This window comes from Paenibacillus sp. GCM10027626, assembly GCF_042676285.1.
GTDB lineage: Bacteria > Bacillota > Bacilli > Paenibacillales > Paenibacillaceae > Paenibacillus_Z.
Genome location: NZ_JBHTHC010000010.1, coordinates 143,204 through 169,501 on the forward strand (window position 1 = coordinate 143,204; position 26,298 = coordinate 169,501).

Genomic DNA, 26,298 nt, shown 5'->3' on the forward strand with positions numbered 1-26,298 from the left:
TAGACCTCCTCATTTATGATACTATGGGGCTAATATGTTATTTTTCTATGTCCATATTTTTGGACGATTGCTCTGTTGTGCTCGTCGCCTCCATCGACATTGGCGCTAATGAAAACAGGCGGGGTGCGATCCGCTTGAACAAAGCGCGCAATGATTTCTGCCGTCAGCGATTGTGCGATAATCGCGCCGGCAACACTGGAGGCCGAGCCTGTTTTTTCTGTAAGGCCCGGAATTTCTAAGATCACATCGCCGTACGGACAACAGTTATCAATGATAACATCTGCGATCTCATACAGCTTTTTGCCGCTAGGATGGCGGCTGTCAGCCTGCTGCGAATGTGCAAGCGAAGTGACGGCGATAACCGGAATGCCCCGCCTTTTACATTCAAGCGCCAGTTCATTGGGAGCGCCGTTGCGGCCGGAATTGGAGACGATGACGAACGCATCCTCCGGCTGAACCTCGTGCATATCCATCAATCTATGGGCGGTCTGCGGATCTCTTTCCAGCTCGACCAGATTAATGCCTGTCGTCCCCTCCAGTGCAGCGATATCCTCCAGCCCCACAAGCTTCATCGGCGCCAATCCTCCGGCTCTGCCGCACATCTCCATACCGAATGCGCGCGAATGTCCCGCGCCAAAGATATGTACGATTCCGCCTTTGGACAAGCTTTCAAACATTTTTTCAGCAGCGGTTCTTATGCTGCTTATTTGCGTACGTTCCACTTCCTGAATAATAGCTGTAATCGCTTTAAAAACTTCAACTGCTCCAATACTCATATTTGTTCTCCTTGTAATGCTTTTTTTACGACAGCCATGTCCATGCTGACTTGAAGCGCTTGCGCCGCCAAAATAACCGCGCCTACTACCGGCGGAAACTGCGGCCTGGATATGCGGACAGCTGCATCATAGCGGTGAATGGCTGCCTGCATGCTGTTCACAACCCGTTCGGAATGAAAGACGCCGCCTGTCATGTAGACGTTATCCAGCTTCAGCGCAGGATCGCAGGCTCTGGCTTGCTGCAATACCGATATTGCAAGTCCGCCAAGCTCTTCTCCGGCTTGCTGCAGGATCGACTGGGCCGCTTCATCCCCTTTGGCCGCTGTCTGTTCCACCAATAAGGACAGCTGCGCAATATCGCTCCGTTGAATTTTGTCTGCGTGAATACGTTTCTTGATCCCCCAAAAGGACTCCTCGCCGAAATAATCAAGCGTTTGTTTGCGGAGCACCGTCAGCGGGCCGCGAGCCTCGCTGTCGCGAATTCCGGCTTTGATCGCCTGAAGACCGATCCAATACGCGCTGCCCTCATCGCCCAAAATATGACCGTAGCCGCCCGCCACAAACTCCTGTCTTTCGTCGAAGTAATACCCTATGCTACCACCTCCCGCAATAATTAACACACCGTCGTTGTTTCCATTGGAGGCGCCGGCCAGATTGGCCTTCACATCGCCTTCAATCATAAATGCATCCACTTGAATGCATTCAGCAATCCAGCTCTTGATCAGTTCCTCATGCTCTTTATGCACGCCGCTTATGCTGACAAAAGCCATATCGACCTTTCGGATTAGCCTGGCTTGCACAAGGAGCGATTGCAGCGACTGCTGGATCGCCTGCTTGGTTTTGACCTGCCCATTGAACGTTAGCATATGATCAATCGACGGCCCGCAGGCAAATAGACAAGTATTATTCTCGTGATCGTAAAGGCAAGCTTTCGTGGACGTCTGCCCTCCGTCGATGCCAAGCAAAAGCATGGATGTTCCCTCCTAATCAAACCCTTTAAATCGCTCTGACAAATCGCGCAGTCACTTCCCAAGGCGCTGTAATCGAGGTGCCAACCACCACACTGTGCGCGCCGCACACCGCAATTGCCTCATGGGCATCAGACGGAAGCGCGAAGCGCCCTTCGCCGATTACCGGCACCTTCACCCGGCTTACAATTCGGGAAATCAGCTCAAAATCCGGGCCCTTTGTCTTTTCTTTCTCTGTATAGGGGGTGTAGCCCGCCATCGTGGTCGCGACTACATCTGCACCGAGACGTTCAGCGCGCACCGCCTCCTCGACATTCGAAATGTCTGCCATTACAGGCAGAGCCAAACGGTTGTGAATTTCCGCTATCAATTGCCGCAGCTCCGCTTCATCCGCGCGGTTCTCTACAGTGGCATCCACCGCGATCATATCGGCTCCCGCTTCCGCCAGCACGCGCGCGCTTTCAAAATCCGGCGTAATGATGCGAACGCCGCGCCTGTCCGGCAGCTTGTTGATACCGATGAGCGGCAGATTTACGGTTGTCTTGATCTCGCGGACATCGTCCGCGCCGTTGGCTCGAATGCCGCGGGCCCCGCCTAATAAAGCGCTTTCCGCCATAGCGCGCATAAATCTGGGATCGCCGTAGAACGGCGTTCCAGGCCATGCTTGACACGATACAATAATTTTGTTTTTCAACGATGCGATCATTTTAGTGCACTCCCTAATACAATTTGTCGAGGATAGAATCCGTCGTCTTCCACAATTTTTTTATATCAAGCGACTGGTCTGACATCTTCAGTGTCAAACTTACGCTTAACAGCTCAATAACGTAAAGGATCGAGGCTTTGCTCTTGAAGCTCTCCACTATATTGCTCAGACCGCGATTCAGGCACACTAAGCTAATATCCGATACCTCGGTAATGGGCGACTTGCCATGTCCCGTAATGCAGATGGTCTTCGCCCCGGACTTGCGGGCCGCTTGCATCGCCGCCACAATATCCTTCGTGCTGCCCTGCTGAGAGATGCCGATCGCAACATCGCTTGCATCGAGATGTGCTGCTGCAATTAACTGCAGGTGGATATCTACTTGCGCATCGACCGTGAGCCCAAGTCCCAGCAGCTTGATCTTCAGCAGCGCTGCCATCGGTCCCGATTCGCCAAGGCCAAAAATGTGAATTTTGCGGGCGCCAATAATCGCCGATACGGCTGCTTCATATACCGCCTCTTCAATATGTACGGCGGCATCCAAAATGCTGTTGGCCGCATTGCTTGCCAGCTGCTTCGGCAGGCTTTGTTCCTCCTGCTCCGCCGGAGCGGGCTGTCTGCGCTCCAGCTCCTGCGCCAGCCGAATCTTCAGCTCCTGATAACCGCGCAGCTCGATCGTGCGGCAAAATCTCGTTACAGTAGACTGCGCGACCTCGAGCCCTTCGGCAACTTGGGTAACCGTATTATAAATAATCGTCTCGGGAGAATTGAGAATTAAATCGGCTATCCTTTTCTCCGTGACGCTGAAGCTTTCATAAGCATTCTGAATAATGGCAAACAAAGTCGGCCCTTCTCCTGTTCTCTCCTGAACAGGCAGCGATGGTTCGCTCATCTTGGCTTCCTCCTTCTCGCTAGCTGACACCAGTATAGCACCCACCCCAACGCTTCGCAAGAATATTTTTTTCTTAATTTGTTTTTGGATAAATATTTTATCGATATTTTATCCGGCGGGCGAGCATGTAGGGCTTGCGGACCTGCTGTGGCAGCGATTCGGACCCGGAAGTTAACCCGGGTGCGGACCTGCGCGGACAGTGGATCCGTCTAAATGTAATTTCTGCAGTTAGTTCTTGCATTGTTTGGCTAGAAAGCCAGTCTAAATGGAAAAACTGCCGTTAGAATTGGGGAGCGAGATGAAAGGGATAGATTTGGTCCGAACTAGCTGCATAATTTCAAGGTAGATTGCAAAAATCATCTAATCCGGCTTATTTACCTACATAAAATCCAGTTAGTATGGCGTTAGCGAAAGTCAAGCACTGATTTCAAGATTGAGCCGAAAAATCATATAGAATTGTGGGATTTTCGCGGCGATTTGCGGCCAACGGAACCAGGATCCGCTCAGGCCCGCTTCGTCCCGTCCACAATTAATCGACAGCCTCCGTATGTCCGCACCGGCAGCCGGACATACAGCAGGCGTCCTCTTTGACAAAAAAAAGATAATTTGCTAGAATAGCCGCATCTATTTGTTAACCAAATTATAATATTAATAGGTTAACAAATATCAGCAACTCTTTTTCAACAGGAGGTTTCAAGATGAAAGTAGTAGTATCGAGCCTGTGGCAGCGGCTAAGCGAACAAGCTATAGACGGGAAGTGTTTGACGCCTGAGGAGGGTCTTGCGGTGCTAGAAGCCGATGACGACGAGATTTTGCCCATCATGCAAGCGGCTTTCCAAGTTAGAAAGCATTACTTTGGCAAAAAAGTGAAGCTTAACATGATTGTCAACGCCAAAAGCGGGTATTGCCCCGAGGACTGCGGTTACTGCTCGCAATCGATCGTATCGGCAGCCCCGATTGAGAAATATACATTGCTGGATAAAGAGACGCTGGTCGCAGGCGCACGCGAAGCATTAGCGCGCAAAGCGGGAACCTACTGCATTGTCGCATCCGGCAGAGGGCCGACGGAGAAAGAGCTGGATCAGGTTGTAGAAGCGGTGAAAGAAATCCGCGGCACCATGCCGCTCAAAATTTGCGCATGCCTTGGCATTTTGCGGGATGGTCAAGCCGAGCGTTTGGCCGAGGCGGGCGTCCACCGCTACAACCATAATCTAAACACCAGCAAAGCTCATTACTCAGCTATCACTAGCACACATACATACGAACAAAGAATGGAAACGATAGAAAATGCAAAATTGCACGGGCTATCCCCGTGCTCTGGCGTCATTATCGGCATGGGCGAGACGAATAGCGAGATCGTTGAGATGGCGCTTGCTCTGCGGGAGCTTGACGCCGATTCGATTCCGATCAACTTTCTGAATGCCATCCCCGGCACGCTGCTGGAAAGGGCGGGACGAACAGCACCGTTGAAAGCGCTGAAGGTGCTGGCCCTTTTCCGCTTCGTTTGTCCAACGAAGGAGCTGCGCGTCGCAGGCGGCCGCGAGGTTAATCTGCGCTCTTTGCAGCCATTGTCTCTGTATGCAGCGAACTCGCTTTTTGTCGGCGATTACTTGACTACCGCGGGACAAGACATATCAGCCGACCATCAAATTATCGAAGATCTGGGCTTCGAAATTGAACTCAACGCCTTGTAAAACCATAATCAAACAGCTTTATTGCATCCTGCCATACATCATTTGCTGTGGAATTGAGCACAACCGCAATCAGCTCCTGTCCGTTACGTTCGGCTGAAGCGACCAAACAATAGCCTGCTGCACTCGTGTATCCGGTTTTCATGCCGGTTGTCCCTTTATAATAAAAGCCGCTATCCGGGTGCAGCAGCTTGTTGCTGTTTATCCATATCTGCTTCTCATCGGCTGCTCCTGTATCGATTGTGTACTCGCGCAGACTGACGATTTCCCGCAGCAGCTTGTTTTGCCGGGCTGCAAGAGCAATTTGCGCCAGATCGGCCGCTGTCGTGTAATGCTGCTCATCCGGCAATCCGTGCGGATTGACAAAATGGGAGTTATCCGCCCCAATTTGCTGCGCACGCGTATTCATCATATTCACAAATTCAGCCATCCCTTCCTCGGGCGGCATGCGCTTGCCGCTATCGATCCGCGCTATGTACCGGGCAATTGTCCGGGCAGCATCATTGCCTGAAGGAAGCAGCAGCCCGGCAACAAGATCGCGCAATGTCAGCTTCTGCCCGCTATACAAGTCCGCAGTGCTTTCACCCGGCGATTTGATCCGGGCTTCATCGCCGACGATAATAAGGGCGTCCGGATCTCCTTTTTCCAGCGCGATAAGCGCCGTCAGCAGCTTCGTTGTACTGGCAGGGTAAAGCTGCTTTTGCTCATTTTTTTTGAACAGCACCTGCCCTGTCCGATCATCGATCAGCACAGCTGCCTCGCTTTGCAGGTCACCCGCTCGCAAGGCTTGCCGTTCCTGCACGAGCTCCTTCAAGTGAGACACGGCTCTTGCTCCTTTTCTCTCAAAAGCGCTCCAATCTGAAAAAACGATAATCCCCAGCAAAACGGAGAGGGATAGAAAAGCAATTTTTTTCATCATTTGCACTCACCAGCGTTGCCTGCCTGCACAAGTCCCATATCGTCTACATAATGGCAAATAGTCGGGCCGATCAGCAAAATGCCCAATACGATGAGCCACAGCCGTCTATTTTTTTTCATCTATAATCCTCTCCTTATTTCAACTATGCAGCCTTGCTAGAGTATGATAACAGCATAGGACACACTTTTAAAAAAAGAAGAAGGGAATGTTTAAATTTTTCTTAAATCAAATTACTAGCATTGCATAAACTGGTTTAGTATTTGTCAAGCCGCAAGAGAGTTTTCGTTTAATGGAGATTATAGTTATTCGTTGGTTATTCACTATTTTCAGATTATTTCACTTTTTCCGTAATTAGTAAAAAGACGAAAAATAAAAACGCTCTTGATAGATGAAAGATTCTAATCAAGAACGTTTGATAAAGCATTAATATCGAACGAATGTTCGAATTAAACAATCTCTATATCAGTCAACGAACGGATCAGATAATCCGCTTCTTTGCTTAAAATTTCTTCTGAGCCTGCATGTGTAATCAGACCTACCGCAATACTTCCCGCTTCTTTAGCCATGCGCATGTCCACGATGGAATCGCCGACAACAATCATTCCGGAAGGGGCGATACCCAGTTTCTCACAAGCAGATACAACCATATCCGGAGACGGTTTGCCGCGTTCGACTTTCTCGGGAGTGACTATAAAATCCAGCTCCCCCTGCAAACCAAGCAGCTTCATGCAAGCTTCCGTTCTTAACGAACTGTCCGAAGTAAGAATCCCTACGGCCATGTCGGCGCTCTTCAGTTTCAGAAGCAGGTCCGGGACACTGGCAGCAGGTTGAAAGGCTTCGCTGTAATCCAATTTCTTATCGGCCTCTGCGAACAAATTTTCCGCTAATTTCTTGCATTGGAACCAAGGCCAGCCGTAAAGCTGAAACATGAGACCCGCAACCAGTACGATCTCTTCTGTGGTAGTGGCCACAGCCAAAACACCATTGTAATTCATGTCATCCGAATGTTTGAAGCCCATTGTCGCTTCCCAACAGTTGGCATGATTGGAGCCGACGATCTGCAGAAACAGCTCTTTTCTGATCCTGTCTATAGATCTCCAATACGTTAATGCATCAAAAAGCGTGCCATCCTTATCGAATCCGACGGCTTGAGCTTTCATTACATGCGTCCCGATGCGCAATTGTGTAGCTTCCATCTGCTGCCGCCTCCTATCGCTGAATAACCGCTTTCAGAAACTCCTGGGTTCTGGCGTTTTGCGGTTTAGTAAAAATATCCTCCGGCTTACCCTCTTCGATAATACGGCCTTCTGCCATTACTACAACACGGTCGGCCACTTCCCGAGCAAAATTCATCTCATGGGTAACGACAATCATCGTCATTCCTTCCTTGGCCAATTCCTTCATAACGGATAAGACCTCCCCGACAAGCTCAGGGTCGAGAGCGGAAGTAGGTTCATCGAACAGCATGATTTTAGGCTGCATCGCTAAGGCGCGGGCAATCGCGATTCGTTGCTGCTGCCCGCCCGATAGCTGCTCCGGATACCGGTCCTGCTTATCAAGGAGCCCCACTTTGGCAAGCAGCGTCTCCACGATTTCCTTGACCTGCTGCTGATTCAACTTGCGTACATGACGGGGTCCTAAGGCAATATTTTGAAAAACGGTTAAATGGGGAAATAAATTAAACGATTGAAAAACCATGCCAATCTCGGTGCCTATCTTCCGGGCAGCCGTTTTTTTAGTGATCAAAACCGGCTGGCCGTTCATGGAAATCTCGCCGGAATCAATCGTTTCCAAATTGTTGATGCAGCGGAGCATGGTGCTCTTGCCCGAGCCGCTTGGACCGATGACCACCACGACTTCCCCTTTTTCTACTTGAAGCGATACGTCGTGAAGAATTTTAAGCGGACCAAACGATTTATTGAGATGTCGAAGTGTGATCATTTGATATAAATTCTCCTTTCCATCCAGGTTACGAACATGGAGAGCGGATAACAGATGATAAAATATACCAGTGATATAAACAGCAATATTTCAAAAGGCTTGCCGGACACATTCATAATCGCCTTTCCCTCATGCAATAACTCCGCGTATCCGACGACAGAAGCTACGGAAGTATCTTTAATGAGCGTAATATAAAATCCGACCAACGGCGGCAAGGAAACTTTCAAGGTCTGGGGCAATATGATTCTGATCATCAGCAGAAAATAAGAAAAGCCAAGTGCCTTGGCGGCCTCGAACTGTCCCTTGGGAATCGAATCGATACCGGCCCTGACGATTTCAGCTATATAGGCGCCCGAATATAAAGTAAACACTAGCGCAGTTGCCTCGAATATGTTAATGTTCACACCGATATAAGATAACCCGAAATAAAACATGAATAATTGAATGAGAAGCGGCGAACCGCGAAACAATTGGACATACACCGTAAGCGTCGCCTTTAACCAGTTGATCCGGCTCACCCTGGCCATACTAATCAAGATTCCTGTCAACGTCCCCAAGAGGATCGCTGTAATTGAAAGCTTGCAGGTTATTACGAATCCGTTCCACAAGAGATACCGATACTCGTAGATTACACTCAAATCCATGGTTGTCACCTTACTTCACGTTTGATATAAACACTCGGCGGTATATCCTATTGAAAATCGTGGAAATTATAAAATACAGCACATAATACAGTCCGGTTACGAAAACGAATATCTCCAATGTCCGAAACGTTTGACCGTTTAAAATTAACGCGCGGTCGGTAAGCTCTTTAATATCAAGGATCGCGAGCAGGCTGGTATTGAAGAGAACCATAATAAATTGATTCGCGGAGACCGGAAATATGTGTTTGAAAGCTTGGGGAAAGATGATATATCTGAATATTTGAGTGTTGGTAAGCCCTATTGCTTTGCTTGCTTCCCATTGCCCCTTTTGGATAGATTGAATCCCTGCCCTAATGATCTCCGACATATAAGCCGAGTTGTTTATCGTCAAGGCAATAATCCCGGCTTGGATCGCTGTAAAGTGGATGCCGAACTGTGGAAGACCGAAATAGATCAAAAAGATCTGCACCAATGCTGGCGTATTTCGGATTAGTTCCACATACGCAGTCGAGACCGTATATAAAGGGTATATCCGCTTGCTGAATCGGCAAACCGCCAGCACAACCCCAATCACAAAGGACAGGAAATAAACGAGAACGGTCAGCCACAAGGTCATAAGAGCCCCTCCTGCAAAATAGTCCAAGTTCTGGAAGGGGGTAGACCAGTCTAATATCATTCGTTTGCCTCCTTAAACTAAGAGGTCCGCCTTGTTTTGCAGCAGACCTCATCTTCATCGTTATTTTAATACTGCGGATTAAGCGGATAAGGAGGATTAATGCCGAACCACTTCGTGTAAAGATTTTTATTCGTTCCCTGATTATTAATCTGGAATATGAAGAAGTTCAAGTAATTTAACCATTCCTGATCGCCTTTGCGTACTGCTATACCTTGATAAAGCGGAGCTATAAGCGGGTCTCCCGCCACTTTCAGCTCAGGGTAAAGCTTGGCCTGGTAAGCCAGGAAACTTTCGTCCTCGACAAACGCATCCGCTTGGCCGTTCTTGACGGCGAGCACGCATTCCGCGGAATTGGAGAAATAGGAAAGCTCCGCCTTCGGGGCAAGCTCGGTAACCGACTGGTTGGTAGAACCCTTTACGACAGCGACCTTTTTATCATTAAGATCTTGAACTTTCTGTATAGTACTGTCCTTCCTGACCAGCATTTTCTCGCTGGCAGCCGAGTAAGGATCCGATACATTGATCTTTTGCAAGCGTTCGTAGGTTCGCGAAAAACTGCCTATAACCGCATCCACTTTCCCTGTTTCGATGGCCGGGATTCGTGCGGAGGAGTCGACATCAATGATTTCAAGCTCGGCATTCAGGGAAGCCGCCAATTCCTTGGCAATGTCTACATCGTAGCCCTGCGGGTTATTCTTATCGTCTTTAAACCCGAAAGGCGGAAAGGAGAGAATGACCCCGACCTTCAATTTTTTGGATTGAACGACCTTCGTCAGAATCGAGCTTTCCACTCCATTGGTATTTCCCTGCTTCGAGCATCCTGTAGCGGCAAGAACAACCGCCAGTGACAAGCAGAGCAGAGCATACATATTACTTTTTTTCATACCAAGACCCCCTTGTCGGTCAAAATCGTATTTACAGCAGATTTCCAATGCGCGGAATAAATTCATCTTCTTGCTGCTGGGAATCGTAGAATACCATCTCACGAACTTCTTCCTTCGAGACGGCGTTCAAGCGTTCCTCGCCGATCTCAACGCCCAGGCCCGGTTGATCCGGGACGACGATTTGCCCGTTCATGAAAGATAAATGGCTCGATAGAACATCGCCGGCGTAGTAATCGTAGTGCGTATCATTGGCAAATGGAAAGTTGCGGGAAGAAGCTATCAAATGAACATTCGCCATCGTTGCAATGCCTGTCTCGGCCCAGGAGCCTGTCACGCACCAGATTCCGTTCTCATTGGCTAAATTTATAATTTGCTTAGCTTTCAGCAGCCCGCCCGCCTCGGAGGGATATACCGTGAACGCGGCGACGGCCCGTTTGTCGATCAATCTCATCGCGCTTTCAAAATCCGTGCACGATTCATCCGCGGTAATCGGAACCGATACGGACTTGCTTACCTGTGCCAGACCATCGATATCATAATACGGAGTCGGCTGTTCCACCAACTGCAAATCGTATTTTTCCATTTTATTAATGGCCTTGATCGCTGTAGATACGCTCCAGTTCTGATTTACGTCAATCCGCAGCTTAACGTCAGGACCGACCGCCGCGCGGATCTCCCGCAGACGGGCTGTATCGAACTCGATATCCCGGCCGACCTTGATCTTGATTTCTTTATGCCCCTGTCTGACTATTTCTTCGGCGTCCTTGGCATTCCCAAGCGGTTCGTCGATAAACAGATATCCTGCAAAATCAACGTTTCTGCGGTATATGCCTCCAAGCAGATTATACAAAGGCGTTTGCAAAATCTTTGCTTTGAGATCCAATAATGCAATATCGATACCCGCCAAAGCATAAAGCCCTAACTGTTTCCAATTAAGCACATACTCCTCTAAACGGTGAAGAATCCATTCCGTGCGCATCGGGTCGCACCCTATAAGAAACGGTTTGAACTCTTTTTCGACGATCGTTTGAATGGTCGGTATGGTAGGTCCTACGCATTCTCCGATACCGATGATTCCCTCATCCGTAACCAGTTGTACGATAAGAGCAGGGGCGCTTCTTCTGGTCCCGCCCGACCATTTGGCCGGTTTTCGAAATGGAATCTGCACTTGTGTTGTCATTACGTCAATAATTTTCATCTTTTGCCTCCTGGGTGGATTAGGTTTTAAATTTCGGCGCCTTTTTTTGAGGAAAGCGCTTTATGAACACATAGTATCATCACACTTTTTTGATTGTCAACAATAACATTAACATAAACGTTATTTGTCATTTTTTAATAAGCATGTATAATAGGATAAGAACGTTATAGGCAGGAGGCCATGCAATGAACGAATACGGTTTTACCGTAAAGAAAACTGATACTTTAAGAAATCAGGTTTATAAGGACATAAAGAGTGCCATCATCAGAGGAAAGATCCAACCGGGAACAAGATTGAGAGAAAATGACATCTCCAAGGAAATGGGTGTCAGCAGAGGACCCATACGGGAAGCTATACTGCTTCTGGAAAGCGAAGGACTGCTCGTAACCCAAACTCATAAAGAGACCATGGTCGCCAAAGTCGAACAAGATGAAGTCACCATGCTGTTGAATCCTCTCCGGGTCTTGCTGGAATCCTTCTCGATCCACAAAACCCTCCCCAATCTTAACGAGTCCAGCATCCAGGATTTGGAGAAAATTCTCGACGAACTGAATCAGGCGTGCAAAGAGAACGATATTGAAACCATTGTTGAAAAAGACCTGGAGTTCCACGGTTATCTAGTATCGCTCACAGGAGAGCCCTATCTGATCACGCTTTGGAAGAGCGTGTCTTCGAGAATTGTTTTTCATTTCATGACAAACACCAGAGAAAAGCATCAAACTGATAATTTCTCCAAATTAATCAATGAACACAGAGAGCTGCTGGAAGCGATCAAGACCAAAAACTGGGGATTTATCGAACCAATTCTCAGAGAACACATTTACTAAAACTGCTAAAATGTACCAATTTTTTCCCGGGCTTGGCATGGCAATGACCAGTGCTACCGGGATTTTTTTATCAAAAGCTGTATATGGCAAAAAATATTCATGTATTGTTGACAATAACAATGACATTTACTATAATTCCACTTGTAAACCATTCAACATAGATTCATGAATCAACCGAACTTCGATAACCAAAATGAAATGAGGTGACCTCACAAAGCACTTCCCACGCTATCATTCAAGCGGAACTCGAAAGTCCTTTTGATTCTTACTAAAACTACATGCGAGGTTGATGAAAATGAGCAAACTACCTTCTTTTTATTACGAAAAGCTTACTTGGGAAGAAATTCAGCAGGCCATTGACGAGAATCGAGTTATCCTTCTTCCCGTTGGCTCTACCGAGCAGCACGGCAGACATTTGCCGATGGAAGTGGACAATTATTTAGCCAGGGAAGTTGCTGTCGGCGCGGCTAAGTTGGTTCCCGACGATGTTCTGGTCATGCCTAACATCTCTTATGGGTTCAACACGCATCATATGGACTTCCCCGGACAAATCACGATAACTGGCAAAACATTTATCGAATACTGCTTATGCGTGACCAAAAGCTTGGCGTATCACGGGTTTAAAAAAATCATCATCGTCGACGGACATGGGTCTAACATGCCTTTCCTGGATATCGTGGCGAGGCAGACCAATATCGAAACCAAAGGGAAAGCGCTTTGTACCGCTCTCATTCATACCAGCCTAGCGTTGGATGTGGCAGGTAAAATCAGAACAACGGAAAAAGGCGGCATGGGGCATGCCTGCGAATGGGAGACTTCGATGTACATGCATTTAAATGAAGGCGAAGTCAGGATGGACAAAATCGAAGACGAATACGGATTGCCAGATTCCGAATTTCATTGGAATGAATTGCAAGCGCCTTCACCGATCCTGATGATGGAATGGTGGACCACCTTTTCCAAATCCGGCGTATCCGGAACCGCAAGCGCTTCAACTAAGGATAAAGGGAAAATTTTGTACGATGTTACTATTGAGCGATTGGCAAGGCTCGTAAAAGAGTTCAAAGCCCGAGAAATACGTCCCCGTCACGACAATCATCCCAATAAACCCGAGTTGGACCTGGATTATTTGCTTCATTTCTAGCACTCCAAAAGTAACAATCTCTCAAGGGGGAATGTATATGAAAGTGAACATCCTGAAGCTTCCCGTTATGTCTGCAAGTCTGGCATTCCTGTTGTTGGCATCAAGCGGGTGCAGTACGAGCACGAATTCACAAGATACACCACAAGCGGCCAACAATCCGATAAAGCTGCAAATTTTATCTGTTGAGCAAACGGAGAAACCGGAAGGACCGGCTGAAAAAGCGCTGGCTGATGCGTACGTGGCCCAACATCCCAATATCAAGATCGAATTTATCGCTGTTCCCTATAACGATCTCTACAAGAAAGTGACAGCGCTTGCAACAGGGGGAGATATGCCGGATGCCTTCTTCAACACTCCCGAATTTATGAGAAACGCAAACAAAATGGACATTACAACGGACCTTACCGGACTGCTCAACAAGGATTATCTGGCGGAGTTTTATCCGAATATGATCAACGAAGCAAGTATTGACGGACAGTTGCAGTTCCTCCCGTGGTTCGCTACCCCCCAAGCTTTAATATACAGAGGCGATTGGTTTGAAAAAGAAGGCTTGCAAGCCCCGGAAACATGGGACGATTTTCTTAAAGTCGCCCAAAAGCTTACGAAAGATACGAATGGCGACGGAACTGTCGACCAATGGGGCTTTGGCATGATCGGTACACGGAATTCATCAGGTGCCGCGAGGTTCATCCCGTTTCTGCGCACCTTCGGAGTAGAGGAAATTAAACAAGACCAGAACGGAAAATGGTTAACGGAACTGGATAAGCCTCAAGCAAAAGAAGCTTTTCAATTTTTCGCGGATCTTAATAATAAGTACGGAGTTGTCCCGCCGGGAGTTCTGGAAACCGGGTTCCCTGAAGTTGCCACGATGATGGCCAATAATAAAATTGCAATGATGATAAGCGGTCCGAACGCGATCGGCACCATTACCTCACAGAATCCGGATCTCAAAGGCAAGCTCTACAGCGCACCGCTGCCCAAAAAGGAAAATCATTCCGCAACCTTCGGTTTATTCGGCTATTCGATCTCCAAAAGCAGCAAGCATAAAAACGAAATGGCCGACTTTTTGAAATTTCTTGTGAACAAGGAAAACTCTTTGAAATTTAATGCGATAAGCGGCCGCCTGCCAACCAAAATCGAGGTCGGGAAGGATCAGCAGCTTTCAAGCCCGGATTTCGCAGGTTTCGTCAAAGCGATTGATTACGCTTTCCCTGCACCCGCTTTTGACGCCTATTCCCAATTTAACGACATTGTTACCGAGGCTTATCAATTGATGATCAGCAAATCGGCAACAACGGATGATGCCGTAGGCAAAGCGGTGAATCGGGCCAACGAACTGATTGCCAAACAAAAATAAACAACACAAATGAATTCGGCGTTTGGGGGAGACGGAAAGTCCCCTCCAAGCCATACTAGGGGTGCAATGAATGAAGCAGTTGTTCGGGAAAACGCCATTTAGCGGCTATATGTTTATTTTGCCCTCGGTCATTACTTTAATGTTACTGGTCACCTACCCTCTGCTCTATGGGGTATACATCGGTTTTTTTAACACGAATTTGATTAATCAATGGGATTTTGTCGGGTTCAGGCACTATTTGGACATTTTTGGCGATTGGGGATTTTTAAATCGTATATTCCTTACGTTGAAATTTACGGTTTTGACGGTCGGAGGGCATTTCATTATCGGGTTGGGATTGGCCATTTTATTAAACAGAAAGCTCCCCGGGCAAACGTTATTCCGGGCGATTCTTATTCTGCCCTGGTTATTTCCCGAGGTCGTTGTCGGCTTACTGTGGAAATGGCTTTTTAATCCGATGTACGGGCTGATCAATCATTACTTGTTCAAACTCCATTTGATTTCGGCCCCCGTTTCCTGGCTGAGTCATTTGTCTGTCGCTTTCTGGGCTGTAGTTATCGTCTGTATTTGGAAGGGGTTCCCGATGCTGATGCTTATGGTGCTGGCCGGTCTGCAAACGATCCCAGAAGACCTCTATGAAGCGTCTACCATTGACGGATGTACCAAAATACAAACCTTTCGATACATCACACTCCCCTGCCTGCTTCCTGTTTTACTCGTATCTCTAATATTGGATACGGTTTGGTGGTTCAAGCATTTCACCATGATTTGGCTCTTGACGCAGGGAGGACCGGCCAACGAAACAAATATCGTCAGTATCGATATTTACAAATCGGCATTCGAATATTTCGAATTCGGTCATGCTGCGGCAATGGCGGTTATTGTCCTGCTTGTCTGCTCTCTAATAGGCTACGTTTACAGGAGGATGCTCAACAATGATAACGACTAGAAGTAAAAGGCTGATCCTTAACCTGTGCAGTTACATTATATTGATCGTATCGTCGTTGATCGTGCTGATCCCAGCCCTTTGGATGGTTTCCACGTCCCTTAAACCGTCGGAGTCCGTTGTATCGCCACCTTTAACGTGGATACCGGATACGATAACGCTGAACTCGTTTGTGAAAATTTGGAAGGACTACCCTTTCGGAAATTATTTCGTAAACAGCGTGTACATTGTCATCGTAGCTACCGTTATATCATTGTTTTTTTCCGCGCTTGCCGGATACGGAACTTCTCGTTTTCACTTTCGCGGCAAAGGTTCTTTTCTCACATTTTTATTAATGACGCAAATGTTCCCTTCCATCATGCTTTTGATCCCTTTTTACAAAGTTTTAAAAACATTCGGTTTGATCGATACCCACTTCGGCTTGATCGTCGTGTATATTTCGTTTACAATTCCATTTTGCACCTGGATGATGATGGGCTATTTCCAGAGCATCCCCAAAGAACTTGATAGCGCTGCGATGATAGACGGCTGCAGCAGATTGCGAACTTTCGTGCAAATCATTCTTCCTTTATCTCTGCCGGGATTGTCGGCCACAGCGATCTATGCCTTTTTGGTAGGCTGGAATGAGTATATGTTCGCGTTTATCTTGACAACGTCCGAAAATATGAAAACGCTCCCTGTCGGAATTGCCCAGTTGAACGGTTTCTATAAAATCGAATGGAACGATATGATGGCTGCATCCATTGTGTCCAGCATGCCGCTCATCTTGCTGTTTCTATTTTTGCAAAAATATTTTATTAGCAGCTTGACGGCCGGTGCAGTAAAATAATCTTTGGCACGCGGACCGTGGATCCGTTATCTGTGAACAAAACAGCTAATGCGGCCGACTCGCGGACCGTAGATCCTTTATTTGCCTCAAAACACCGCGAAAACCTGGCAAAACCAGCAAATAACGGATCGTGTGTCCACGAAGCCTCCGAATGAGCCGGCTTTCGTACAAATAACGGATCGTATGTCCGCATGCCTCAAGGTCTTAGGCGATTTGGAAACCAAAGCTCGCCTCCCTAATTAAATCGGCCGCCTCGTCAGAGACATGACGTCAATGATCTGTAAAGTGCAAAATAAGCGGCTGCAGCGTCAGGCAGGTTTTGCGGATATGCAGCCCCACCTTGCCATCCTGTTCGTGCTTCTCTATATCCGGGAGTTGCTCCCATTGCCCATCATGCCGCAAATAAGAGATAACCGGCTTGTCTCTTCGTTTGTCGACTACCAATTGAACCTCCTCAAGCGGGTCAAGGCTCATATTATAGACAGCTGCCAGCATATCCCCTGATACAGGATTCACTTGCGCAGTGAGCATAATATTCGGCGCTTTAGCCGCATAGACCGGCAAAGGGTTGCGCCCTAACCATTCGATCAGTCCTCTGAGCTGCGCCCTGCGCTTGTAATTAAATATGGAGGCCGACAGATTTTGCTGCAAATCATAAGCAAGTACAGCAACCCGGCCTCCAAATCTGTTTTCGAATAAAATGGACGCAGCTGCCACTCTTTCACCGAGATCATCCCGGAATTCGGATAATACTTGAGCTTTATCATCCACTGCTTCCAAAAGGTACAAGCTTGCTTGCTGCACAGCAAGCGCCAAATTGAACACGTACATCCCTGTTCCTTCTGTATGCTCCATCCAGTCATTCAATGGCGTCATATGCTCGCTAAAAATCCGCTCACTATCAGCGGGCTCGAACGGTACAGCTTTCAAGCCGAGCGCTTCGCCAAAGCCCCGCTGGCAAGCAATCGCTGCCGCCGTTCCATCAAGCAGCACGCCGCCGCGGAATAATGCGGCCATCTCCTCATCCGCCAAATCGCGCATTTCTGTACCGCTGACGAGTACGACATCCGACCCGGAAGCAGCTGTATACGGGATGCCCAGCTTTCCAAGCACGGACGCCCAGGCCGGTTCCACTGAATTCGCAACGCCGGTGCCGACAAATGGCGTATGCACATGTGCCAGCGGACGGTACAGGACGCGCGGGCCTGCCAGCGTGTATCCGGCAACCGAACGGCGCAGCTCGGCGAAATATGATCGGCTGCTGCCTACCATCCGATAATACCCGTCATCCTCTGTCGGCCCGTCCGTATATTGGGTAACATAGGACAGGGAGCCCTCCAGGCCATAAAACAGAGCTAATGACAGGAGTGCGCGCAATTTCGTTGCCGAGAAGAAGAAACGCGAATGCGGGAAGGGATCTGTTTCATGAATCAGCTCAAAGTCGCCTGGCAGCGTCTGCTTGGAATGCAGCATATGAAAGGTTATATCGGCCAGACGGTCAGCGCGGTCGCTGCTGTAATCGCTGCCAAATAACCGTACCAGCGGCCTGTTGCCGCCGGCAAGCGCTTTGGCAACCGCTTCCGTAATGTCCCCGTCAAGATCGCTTGCGCCTGGCTGACAAAGAGCCAAACGGGTCGATGGCGCCACCTCATCCACTACGCGCCGCAGACGGCTGGCCAAACCGATCAGTGTGTCCTTCATCATAGCAGCCCATTCTTTGCGATACTGTACAGCTTGGGCGCTCTCGGTGCGAAAGATAACGGCCAGCTCTTCTCGTGTAATTTGCCGGCCAATCCGCTCGGCGAACAGTTCCATATGCGCAGGACAGAAGCAGCCTACCTTGACCGCTCCCTGATGGCTCATCCGGTAATCATCCTCCAGAAAAATATATGGCGGTGCCCCGCGCCGCACAACAGTCTGCATAAACAGAGCCAGCGAGCTGGCAAATCGTTCATCGAGCGGACAATTTGCCGCGTATGAGGCTTCGCCATCGATGCCGATCATTCGCTGCGGCTGTTCCCCCGATGCAAGCAACGGCGCAATCGACATCGTCGGCGCACACCACCAGCCGATCTCGATTTCATCAGCAGCGAGCTCCGCTCTCACCTTGGAGAGCAAATCGCCGAATCGCTCGAATGCGTCAAGTCCCCTTTCCCCCTTCGCTTCCCCGTTCGAGTAAGGAAAGATCAAAATAAACCGCCGCAAACCCGCTTCGCGATGCAGCAGCCGGATCGCTTCAATCATCTCCGCATACTTATGCTGGAAAAACAAAAACGGCACGATCGGATCAAAGGCATCTGAATTCTTCATATACAGAACATCCCTCTCAACAATGAATTGAACTATATTCGGTATGCTCACCGTACAGTCATCATAGTTCAAGGATTGTATTATTGTCAACAATCAATTGTTTCTCAAAAAAATAAGAACCCTTCTCCTGGACGTTTCCATGAGCGGGTTCCTATGTCTGCTGAGTGCAGCGCGGATATTAATCCGTAATAATTGTCGTCACTTTACCTTTGGCATCGATTCTGACCGAAATGAAAATATGCGATACCTCATAGCCGCCCTTCACCTTGGTGATTTCGGACGCCTCAAATGAGCTTGGATAGGAAGTAAATACATCTTCAAAAAATACGGCGATATTAATCGCTTCACCGGGCACATTTTTGCTCGTCACTTCGCCAATCATTTCGGCCCATTCCTTCACAATCGACCGGTTGGACGGATAGCCCTCCAGATAAGTCATGTAATTTCTCTTATCCACCAAAGTATAAATTAACGGCTTGTATTGCGCATCTCCGGGAATAAGCTCCCAATCGCTTAAATAAATGTCGCCTTCTACAGTCGGAATATATCCGACCGCGCCGTTCAATGCATCAAGCACCATTTGTGGGCCATTTGTATTTTTGGCCGGCGGGGTTGACGGCTTAGGTTGCGGCTTGGACGTCTGTGCGGCTCCCGGGAAGGACGTAGTGCTTATATCCGCGAAATCACGATTGGCCACCTTGCCGATCATCGCTGCCGCCTCGCTGACCGACACAGCGAAATTCAAATTAGCCTGCGATTCAATGCCGGATGTCGTAATGCCGACCAATTCGCCTTGTGTATTGAACAAACCGCCGCCCGAGCTGCCATGATCAATCGGCACGCTGATTTGCAGTAGACGAACGCCGTCTTTGGTGATCAGATTGCTGATCACGCCTTCAGATACTGTATTTTGCTGGCCAAGCGGAGTGCCGATGGCAACAACCCGCTCTCCTTTAGCAAGTTTGCCGGGGTCACCGATTGCAACTGCTGCCAGTCCAGACATCTTCGTCTTCGTTTTTACGATTGCCAGATCCTTCTTTTTATCGTAATCCACCAAACCGGCGAGTGCATACTTTTTCCCTTTAATATCTACGATTTCAGCCGACTTCGCCTCTTCCACTACATGATAGTTCGTAAGAAACAAGCCTTGTCCAAGACTGACTGCGCTGCCTTGCATTTCATCGGTCAAGACCACGAATACTTTGCCGTCGTTCATCTCGGTAATTTTTTTAGTGGTCAATTCGGCCGACGACGGTGTTTGCGTCTCCGTCTCATCCTGAGAAGCTGAAACCGGAGGCGCCGAAGTTCCTGGAAGCTCCGTAGTAGCCGGCGGCGTCTGCGTATCTTGCTTTGATACAAGCCTGGAGTCAATATAAATCGTTTGCGCCGCTTTATCCAGCTCAATGCGATAATTCATCGACTCGCTAATAAAACGCAACGGAATATAAGTGCTGCCGCCTATTACCTGCGGAGCTACAGGTAGCTGTACTACCGCTCCATTCATAATAGCGCGTTTCGAGCCGATGTTTAATTTAATAGTTACATCGCTGTTGTACGCCTCGATGGACTGTTTAGCTGCATTGTACTTGACATTGAAATTAAGCTTAGAGAGGATGCTGCGGAATGGCACGATCGTTGAACCATTCTTCGTTAGCGCGCTGGAAGTAGCCAGGTTGCCGTCCACATAAACTTTGTAAAACGATTCTGCTGCCGATACCGTTGTCGAAAAAACAAGAAAAACCGCTAAAAAACATACCGTTACCAAATATTTGCGCAATCCAAACAATCTCCTTTATGCTCTTTTCTATACCGCGATTATGCTGCTAGACTTATAATGCCCTCCCTTTAATCTATGATTATAGTACAAAAGTAATAGAATGGGAAGTGCTGGAAAATAGATTTATCGGGAGACGCAACAAGCCCCCGTATCCCTGACAACAAGCAAAGCCTGCAGGGGAAACGGGGGCTTGAGTTTACAACTCGCCCTCTATGAAACGGATGAGGTATAGCTCGGGCTGGGCAAGAAACTCCGAAAAGCTGCACATATCCGCATACTCTTTGTGCTCCTCGTCATAGCAGCCGATCGCCCCTTTTTTCTTCGGATTCCACACAAGATGCAAATGGGAGTAATTATCGATCACGGCTGACAGGCGCAGCAGCTTTTGCCGGCCTGCCTTCATCTCGATCGTATCGGTCAGAGTGAAAAAATCGATATGATTGATCTCATAATCATTAGCCGGCAGTTTAAGACGCAGCTCGTCTCCGCTCAGAAAGCTAATCAGTTCCTCGCTTAATTTATATTTCTGCAGCTCGAGCTGTCTGTTGGCCAGATCGTGAAATTGCGGCGGCTCCAACGATTTCAAATAGGCAGCCATCTCGGTATGCTTCCCGCTTACCGCTATCGAATACGGCCGCTCTCCGCCCTTTTCCGCTTTCGTAACGTCTGCGCCGCGCTCAACCAAATATTTGACCATGGCCATGAATCCCATACGGGCTGCTACGGTTAGCGGCGTCGCCTGATACGGATAAACCATATTTGCTTCGTTGTAATTAATATCAGCGCCTTGATCGAGTAAATAGGCGGTCAGCTTCATATTATGGTCGGATACAGCCTGGCGCAGTACAGCTCCGCCATAGAGCTTAATATCCAATCCCAGCTCATGAATGAGCGGGATATTGCTTTTATTGCCGTAATAGGCCTGGGAATAAGCGCCTGAACGGACCTGATTGTATCCGTCCAGCCTGGCGCCATGCGCTGCAACATAGCGAACGATCGGTTCCTTGCAATAGCGCACTGCTACGAGAAAGGCCGGATTGTTCGGGGCATTCAAATCGACGCCATGCTCGACCAGCAGCTTTACAACCTCCAGCCGCTCTGCTATAAGCGCCAAATCAAGCGGGCTTAACGAAATATTTTTGCTTAACGCAATGTCCGCTTCAATATCCCAGCCTCCTGCAATAGCAGCCTGCAAAGCCGGAATATCTCCAGTGTAGATATGCATTGCAATTTCCGGAAGTTCCTCAAACCTCCCGATGTCCTTCAGCTTGATCATTTAAACCCCTCCGCGTCTAACTGTCCTTCTTAACAGAATGACATAAAGGGGCCGGCAATTCCAGCCTGTCTTTGCGACTAGTCCTCGTTACATTCGTATTGATCGGGAGGCTCCGAGCACTAATTTAATAAGCCTGCTACTCGCCGCAGGCAGCACACTTACATGCCCCTCCTCCTGAAAAGTATGTGATGCCCTCATTATACGGATGATGAGAATCATTATCAATTATTTCCGAACCTTCACTGGACTAATTTCATATGCTGCAGATAGGAATATGCCCAATCAACATCGAAGGGAAGGAATGCATTTGTCAGTCTCCTATATGGACTTTACCTCGCCATCCGTACAATTTTCATATGATTTGAGTCATAACCCGTTTTTCAAAAAGGACAACCGCAATTACATCAACTCGCTTTCCGTCAATCAGCTGAACACTCTGGGCAATTACTCATTGCTGGATATCTACTTAAGCATCGGCAACGTCATCGAACCGCATATTCACCAAAATGCTTCTGAGCTCGTTTACTGCATCTCCGGAGCGGCTACCGTCTCCATTATTAATCCTTTTACAAAAGAACTGCTGAACTTTCCGATCACGCCCGGACAGGTCGCCAACGTTCCTCAAGGATGGTGGCATTACGAAATCGCTACCGCTGATGATACCCATTTACTCGCCATCTTTGACGCTCAGGTTCCAGAATTTATCGCGGCATCCGACATGCTGCGCCTGACACCGGCTAGTATATTGGCTCACACGTACTGTCTTGACGAGGCTATGGTAAAGGAAACGCTCGCGCCAATTACATCCACTGTTGTAATCGGCCCGCCTAGCGGCTGCAAGCATAGTGCCTCTCGGGAGTATACAGCTCCCGCCGCAGCTGTTGAGCCTGCTGCACCGGAAGCGGATGTCGCTTCACCTTACGCATATCCGAACCTGTCGCCTTATAGAAGCAACAGAGATTATTCCTTCTCATATCCGAAGAGACCTCCCATTATCGGAAATATAAATTACTATTGGCCTTTCAGAGGCTTTTAAATCCGTTGGCCGTCCTCGTCGGGTCCATCCGGAATCGCTCAGGTCCGCCTAAATCAAAACCGTCTCTCAGCTAACCACAAGCTGGAGACGGTTTTGTTTAGCAAGATTAAATGGCGATAAATATCGGTCTCTCATTCGGATGTACATTTGGAGCATGCAAGGAAACATAATTCATGCCAGTTAAAGAGCGGAAAATCATGCCATGTCCGCCATCGCTGGCGAACATCGGCTGCTCCTCCTGCACCCACGGTCCTTCTATCGTACCGCTTGCCGAGCAAGCGCGTCCCATCGCATAGCCCTGTGCACCTGCACTTGACCACAGCATCAGCAAACGCCCCGCTTCGTCGCGATAGAGGAAGGGCCCGTCGGTTACGAACTCATCCTTCTCCCTTGCCGGGCGCACCCAAGCTGCTTCAGAAGCGGAAAACAGCAGCAGCGGATCGCCAGCCGCCTCCCGCAAATCAGCGGACAGCGGCATTGCCCATATTTGCCCATCCTTCACCTCGAGCCACTCCCGGCAAAAGACGATCCAAGGGCGATCCCCTTGCTCATTAGACTCTACATACAGTGTGCCGTCCAGGCATTCCCAGCCTGTCGGTGTAATAGGCTCCTCTCCATGCGGCTCGAATGGGCCCAGCGGATGATCCGCCGCCAATATTTGCGTAGCGCGAGCGACACCGTCTGCTTTAAAGCTGGCAAACATGTAATAGCGTCCTTTATACTCATGAACTTCAGGTGCCCAATAATGATGATCCGACCAAAAATCAGGAGCAGGCTGAAACACATTGAACGGTCCGTCCCACTGCTCCAGGTCATGGCTTACAAAAGCATGAAAGCCTTCCGGTCGTCCTTCCCACGCGGTTTTGCCAATCGTACCGTACATATAATACGTTTTGCATTTCTCCTCTACCAGTACGAACGGATCGCGAATATGAATATCTGCTAAACGCATTCGCTTCTCTCTCCTATCCTGTCATCTTTTCCCTACTGTATCGTCCTCCAGGAGGTTCCATCCCAGATCAAAAGCTTCATCAAATCCGTATCATAATATGTGGTCACATAAGCGATCATGCGATTTGTCGGTCGTTTGGCGGTTGGTCCGGACAACGGCAGCACGCCCAGCTTTTGCAGCGCAATTTTGTTGTGCGGATCTGCAGGAAGCTGCTCATAAACATCTTTGTCGTTCTGGAATGTGTACCACATATAGTGATCAAGCTGTAAAGCAAAGTCCCCTCTAGCATTGGCAGGACGATCGAAGAAGACAAAGCCTGCTGCATCCGGCCTGTTCAAACCGCCGCTTTTGGCCCCATGAAGCTGGACATTCGGATCATTCAAGCCTTTGACATTCAACGTCCCGATTCGCAAGTAACCGGCATTCTCAGGCTGGAAGCTGTCGATACCGCTCTTATAAAGGCTGTCGCCCAGACGTACGATACTTACACCTTGTTGTTCGATCGGTGAGAAGTAAACGGACAAGCTGCCGATCGAACCGGCACTGTTATTGAAGGTAATATAGCCCGTATCAGGTTTCCGCAAAGTTACGCCTTCAATATGGATAGTTGAGGCTGACAGTCCGTATACACCTTCCAAGTGAATGGCTGTATTCACCTTCGAATGCTCCACATTGAGCTGGTCAATTACGGCTTCACTTTCCTCACCCGTTAACGCAAACGGGATATCAACATTCGGACGATTAGAGAGGATATAAATATTCCGGTAGACATTTCCTGTACGCAGCTTCGAGCGGAAGTCAAAGCCGCGGTACGAGTAATTCTCAATCTCAAGTGTATCATAAGTTACAGAGAAGGACTCTGCCCCTTGACCGTCCGGGCAGTAAATTGCCGTACCTACATTTTCAATTCGAACATTGCGAATCGTCGAGCCGCGCTGCAAGGACCATTGCTGCCCTGTGTAAATCGCTACTCGCTCCCCTTCGCCTTCCTGATCGGTAATCAAGCTGCTATCAAACTGCAAATTGAGGTCAGAAATCGAAGTTGTACGTCCCGCTTTTATAATGGGTGCTTTAACATTTTTTGCACGGGACACGATCGTACTGACAAACATGCCCGATCCAATCAGATTTTGATTCTGAATTTGCAGCGTTTCATTTACATGATAGGTGCCTGCCGGCACATAGATGCTCTTTCCTGTTGCTATCGCCCGCTTGAATGCCTCAGTATCGTCCATATTGTCATTCGGTACAGCTCCGAAGTCGACAACATTGATATAACCTTGCCGGTTTTGCTCAGCCGAGGTAATTGCCACATTCCCTTTCACAAGGGATACATCATCAATGACGATAGTGCCGCCCTTGCGGATTCCCCAGACGAGCTTGGTATCAGCAGCCGATCCGGTCCGAAACGTCATCCGGGCCATTTTGAAGCCGTCCCGATCGATAATTTGTACATTGTCAGCTGCCACATTATCACTGCGCCACAACACCTTATTGCCGCTGCCAAAATTAATGCCCGACGATTTGCCATCGGCGGCAGAGCTGGCGTATACGTAGAAGAACTGATTTCCTGGTGCCGGTTGCATGACCTTGTATTTGAAGGTTACGGTGTATATCGTATCGGCGGCAAGCTTCAGCTTGTCAGGATCATTGAACAAAAATTCGCGCCATTCCTCTTTCGCGCTCGCTGTTCCTTTCACCGCATATTGCCCGTTAATTCGCTCTGCCGCCTGTTTCGTCACTGTTCCGCCGGCCCCGAGCTTCCATACGGTCTTCTCTATGCCACCGCTTTCAAAACCTTCCGTCTCAGACGATTCCGGCAGCTTCACTGCCGGCTCAAATGCTCCCTCTTCAAGCAACACATCATCTACAATGATCGTGCCGCCGTTATGAATGCCAAATATCCATGCATAATCGCCGCTGCCCGAAGCCTTAAAGCTCATGCGCGCCTGCTTAACATCGTGCTCTCCGGTAATTTCCAAGCGATCTGAATTCAGCTGCTCCGTCCACCATAGCAAATCACCCGAATTGCCAAAATTAAAGCCAACCGCTTCATTGCTGCCTGCCAGCTTGCCATACAAATAAAAAAACTCATTCGCCGGAGCCGGCTCAATTATCCGGTATTTAAAACTGATCGTATACTCCTGGCCCGGTGTCAGCTTCAGCTTGCCTGCATCAATCTTCAAAAATTCCGCCCACTGCTGGTCAGCAGCATGCGCACTTGAACCTTTTACGGAATAATTGCCTGTTAACACCTCGCCTGCCGATTGTGTAAGACTGCCATAGGGCGCCCCCAGCGTGAAAATAGACTGCTGCAGATTACCAGCCTCAAACCCTTCACTAACCAACTCTGCCGTAGCTGCAGCATTAGATGCTAAAGTTGCAGATAATGCCGTCTTCACCTTCGATAATTGTGCTTCTGCTCCATAGCTGGCCCCGGAACCCCCGATTAATATCCCTGCCAAAGCCAGCACCATGAAACGAACTGTGAATTTTCGCATTGCTTCTCCTCCTGATTACAATGATGGAGCTGTCCCTCTCAAGCAGCTGCA

At 48.6% G+C, this 26,298-nt stretch carries 24 protein-coding genes; 7 read left to right on the forward strand and 17 right to left on the reverse strand.

Annotated features, from left to right (window positions below):
- Positions 1 to 29 precede the first annotated feature (29 nt).
- Genes ACFQ0N_RS20345 through ACFQ0N_RS20360 form a run of 4 tightly spaced genes read right to left on the reverse strand, consistent with a single transcriptional unit; the run spans position 30 to position 3,339 of the window.
- Positions 30 to 776: a sugar isomerase domain-containing protein gene (locus ACFQ0N_RS20345; RefSeq protein WP_379329548.1), complete on the reverse strand. Its 747-nt coding sequence runs from the start codon at positions 774 to 776 to the stop codon at positions 30 to 32.
- Complete coding sequence (locus tag ACFQ0N_RS20350; protein WP_379329550.1) at positions 773 to 1,747, reverse strand: N-acetylglucosamine kinase; 975 nt, start codon at positions 1,745 to 1,747, stop codon at positions 773 to 775. The genes ACFQ0N_RS20345 and ACFQ0N_RS20350 overlap by 4 nt, the downstream gene beginning before the upstream one ends.
- 25 nt (positions 1,748 to 1,772) lie before the next feature.
- Positions 1,773 to 2,450, reverse strand: a complete 678-nt coding sequence (locus ACFQ0N_RS20355) for an N-acetylmannosamine-6-phosphate 2-epimerase (protein ID WP_379329552.1) — start codon at positions 2,448 to 2,450, stop codon at positions 1,773 to 1,775.
- A gap of 13 nt (positions 2,451 to 2,463) precedes the next feature.
- Positions 2,464 to 3,339, reverse strand: coding sequence for a MurR/RpiR family transcriptional regulator (locus ACFQ0N_RS20360; protein WP_379329554.1), 876 nt, complete (start codon positions 3,337 to 3,339; stop codon positions 2,464 to 2,466).
- Positions 3,340 to 4,037: 698 nt separating this feature from the next.
- Here ACFQ0N_RS20360 and bioB point away from each other — a divergent pair.
- The gene (bioB, locus tag ACFQ0N_RS20365) at positions 4,038 to 5,033 is read left to right on the forward strand and encodes a biotin synthase BioB (protein ID WP_379329556.1); all 996 of its coding nucleotides are present in this window, start codon (positions 4,038 to 4,040) and stop codon (positions 5,031 to 5,033) included.
- Here bioB and ACFQ0N_RS20370 read toward each other — a convergent pair.
- The 8 genes from ACFQ0N_RS20370 to ACFQ0N_RS20405 all read right to left on the reverse strand — a co-directional run bounded on the left by ACFQ0N_RS20370 (position 5,020) and on the right by ACFQ0N_RS20405 (position 11,292).
- The gene (locus tag ACFQ0N_RS20370; protein WP_379329558.1) at positions 5,020 to 5,853 is read right to left on the reverse strand and encodes a D-alanyl-D-alanine carboxypeptidase family protein; all 834 of its coding nucleotides are present in this window, start codon (positions 5,851 to 5,853) and stop codon (positions 5,020 to 5,022) included. The two genes, bioB and ACFQ0N_RS20370, sit on opposite strands and share 14 nt — an antisense overlap.
- 92 nt (positions 5,854 to 5,945) lie before the next feature.
- On the reverse strand, positions 5,946 to 6,068 hold the full coding sequence (locus tag ACFQ0N_RS20375; protein WP_379329560.1) for a hypothetical protein: 123 nt from the start codon (positions 6,066 to 6,068) through the stop codon (positions 5,946 to 5,948).
- Between the two features lie 327 nt (positions 6,069 to 6,395).
- Positions 6,396 to 7,145: an HAD family hydrolase gene (locus tag ACFQ0N_RS20380; protein ID WP_379329562.1), complete on the reverse strand. Its 750-nt coding sequence runs from the start codon at positions 7,143 to 7,145 to the stop codon at positions 6,396 to 6,398.
- A gap of 13 nt (positions 7,146 to 7,158) precedes the next feature.
- On the reverse strand, positions 7,159 to 7,890 hold the full coding sequence (locus tag ACFQ0N_RS20385; protein ID WP_379329564.1) for an amino acid ABC transporter ATP-binding protein: 732 nt from the start codon (positions 7,888 to 7,890) through the stop codon (positions 7,159 to 7,161).
- Positions 7,887 to 8,534 (reverse strand): amino acid ABC transporter permease, encoded by a 648-nt coding sequence (locus ACFQ0N_RS20390; protein WP_379329566.1) that lies wholly within the window; start codon positions 8,532 to 8,534, stop codon positions 7,887 to 7,889. Before ACFQ0N_RS20390 ends, ACFQ0N_RS20385 begins: the two co-directional genes overlap by 4 nt.
- 10 nt (positions 8,535 to 8,544) lie before the next feature.
- On the reverse strand, positions 8,545 to 9,210 hold the full coding sequence (locus tag ACFQ0N_RS20395; RefSeq protein ID WP_379329567.1) for an amino acid ABC transporter permease: 666 nt from the start codon (positions 9,208 to 9,210) through the stop codon (positions 8,545 to 8,547).
- A gap of 65 nt (positions 9,211 to 9,275) precedes the next feature.
- A complete protein-coding gene (locus ACFQ0N_RS20400) occupies positions 9,276 to 10,094 on the reverse strand; it encodes a transporter substrate-binding domain-containing protein (RefSeq protein ID WP_379329569.1) in 819 nt (272 codons plus the stop codon).
- 31 nt (positions 10,095 to 10,125) lie between these two features.
- Complete coding sequence (locus tag ACFQ0N_RS20405) at positions 10,126 to 11,292, reverse strand: mandelate racemase/muconate lactonizing enzyme family protein (RefSeq protein WP_379329571.1); 1,167 nt, start codon at positions 11,290 to 11,292, stop codon at positions 10,126 to 10,128.
- Between the two features lie 185 nt (positions 11,293 to 11,477).
- Between ACFQ0N_RS20405 and ACFQ0N_RS20410 the strand changes: the two genes are divergently transcribed.
- The 5 genes from ACFQ0N_RS20410 (at position 11,478) to ACFQ0N_RS20430 (ending at position 16,395) form a co-directional block, all read left to right on the forward strand.
- Entirely contained in the window at positions 11,478 to 12,119 is a 642-nt protein-coding gene (locus ACFQ0N_RS20410; RefSeq protein ID WP_379329573.1) for a GntR family transcriptional regulator, read from the forward strand.
- 295 nt (positions 12,120 to 12,414) lie between these two features.
- Positions 12,415 to 13,263 carry a creatininase family protein gene (locus tag ACFQ0N_RS20415; protein ID WP_379329575.1) on the forward strand — a complete coding sequence of 283 codons (849 nt, stop codon included), beginning with the start codon at positions 12,415 to 12,417 and terminating at the stop codon, positions 13,261 to 13,263.
- Positions 13,264 to 13,300: 37 nt separating this feature from the next.
- Positions 13,301 to 14,620, forward strand: a complete 1,320-nt coding sequence (locus ACFQ0N_RS20420) for an ABC transporter substrate-binding protein (RefSeq protein ID WP_379329577.1) — start codon at positions 13,301 to 13,303, stop codon at positions 14,618 to 14,620.
- A 70-nt stretch (positions 14,621 to 14,690) separates the two neighbouring features.
- On the forward strand, positions 14,691 to 15,569 hold the full coding sequence (locus tag ACFQ0N_RS20425; protein ID WP_379329579.1) for a carbohydrate ABC transporter permease: 879 nt from the start codon (positions 14,691 to 14,693) through the stop codon (positions 15,567 to 15,569).
- Positions 15,556 to 16,395, forward strand: a complete 840-nt coding sequence (locus ACFQ0N_RS20430; RefSeq protein WP_379329581.1) for a carbohydrate ABC transporter permease — start codon at positions 15,556 to 15,558, stop codon at positions 16,393 to 16,395. The genes ACFQ0N_RS20425 and ACFQ0N_RS20430 overlap by 14 nt, the downstream gene beginning before the upstream one ends.
- Positions 16,396 to 16,665: 270 nt before the next feature.
- Here the strand turns inward: ACFQ0N_RS20430 and ACFQ0N_RS20435 are convergent, their stop codons facing one another.
- From ACFQ0N_RS20435 to ACFQ0N_RS20445, 3 genes are all read right to left on the reverse strand, one after another.
- Complete coding sequence (locus ACFQ0N_RS20435) at positions 16,666 to 18,705, reverse strand: hypothetical protein (protein ID WP_379329583.1); 2,040 nt, start codon at positions 18,703 to 18,705, stop codon at positions 16,666 to 16,668.
- Positions 18,706 to 18,883: 178 nt separating this feature from the next.
- A complete protein-coding gene (locus tag ACFQ0N_RS20440; protein WP_379329585.1) occupies positions 18,884 to 20,482 on the reverse strand; it encodes a stalk domain-containing protein in 1,599 nt (532 codons plus the stop codon).
- A 196-nt stretch (positions 20,483 to 20,678) separates the two neighbouring features.
- Positions 20,679 to 21,758 (reverse strand): ankyrin repeat domain-containing protein, encoded by a 1,080-nt coding sequence (locus ACFQ0N_RS20445; RefSeq protein ID WP_379329587.1) that lies wholly within the window; start codon positions 21,756 to 21,758, stop codon positions 20,679 to 20,681.
- Between the two features lie 307 nt (positions 21,759 to 22,065).
- Between ACFQ0N_RS20445 and ACFQ0N_RS20450 the strand changes: the two genes are divergently transcribed.
- On the forward strand, positions 22,066 to 22,794 hold the full coding sequence (locus ACFQ0N_RS20450; protein WP_379329589.1) for a cupin domain-containing protein: 729 nt from the start codon (positions 22,066 to 22,068) through the stop codon (positions 22,792 to 22,794).
- A gap of 106 nt (positions 22,795 to 22,900) precedes the next feature.
- Here ACFQ0N_RS20450 and ACFQ0N_RS20455 read toward each other — a convergent pair whose 3' ends face one another.
- The gene (locus ACFQ0N_RS20455) at positions 22,901 to 23,746 is read right to left on the reverse strand and encodes a glycoside hydrolase family 43 protein (RefSeq protein WP_379329591.1); all 846 of its coding nucleotides are present in this window, start codon (positions 23,744 to 23,746) and stop codon (positions 22,901 to 22,903) included.
- A 32-nt stretch (positions 23,747 to 23,778) separates the two neighbouring features.
- The gene (locus tag ACFQ0N_RS20460; protein ID WP_379329593.1) at positions 23,779 to 26,247 is read right to left on the reverse strand and encodes a glycosyl hydrolase family 28-related protein; all 2,469 of its coding nucleotides are present in this window, start codon (positions 26,245 to 26,247) and stop codon (positions 23,779 to 23,781) included.
- Positions 26,248 to 26,298: the final 51 nt, after the last annotated feature.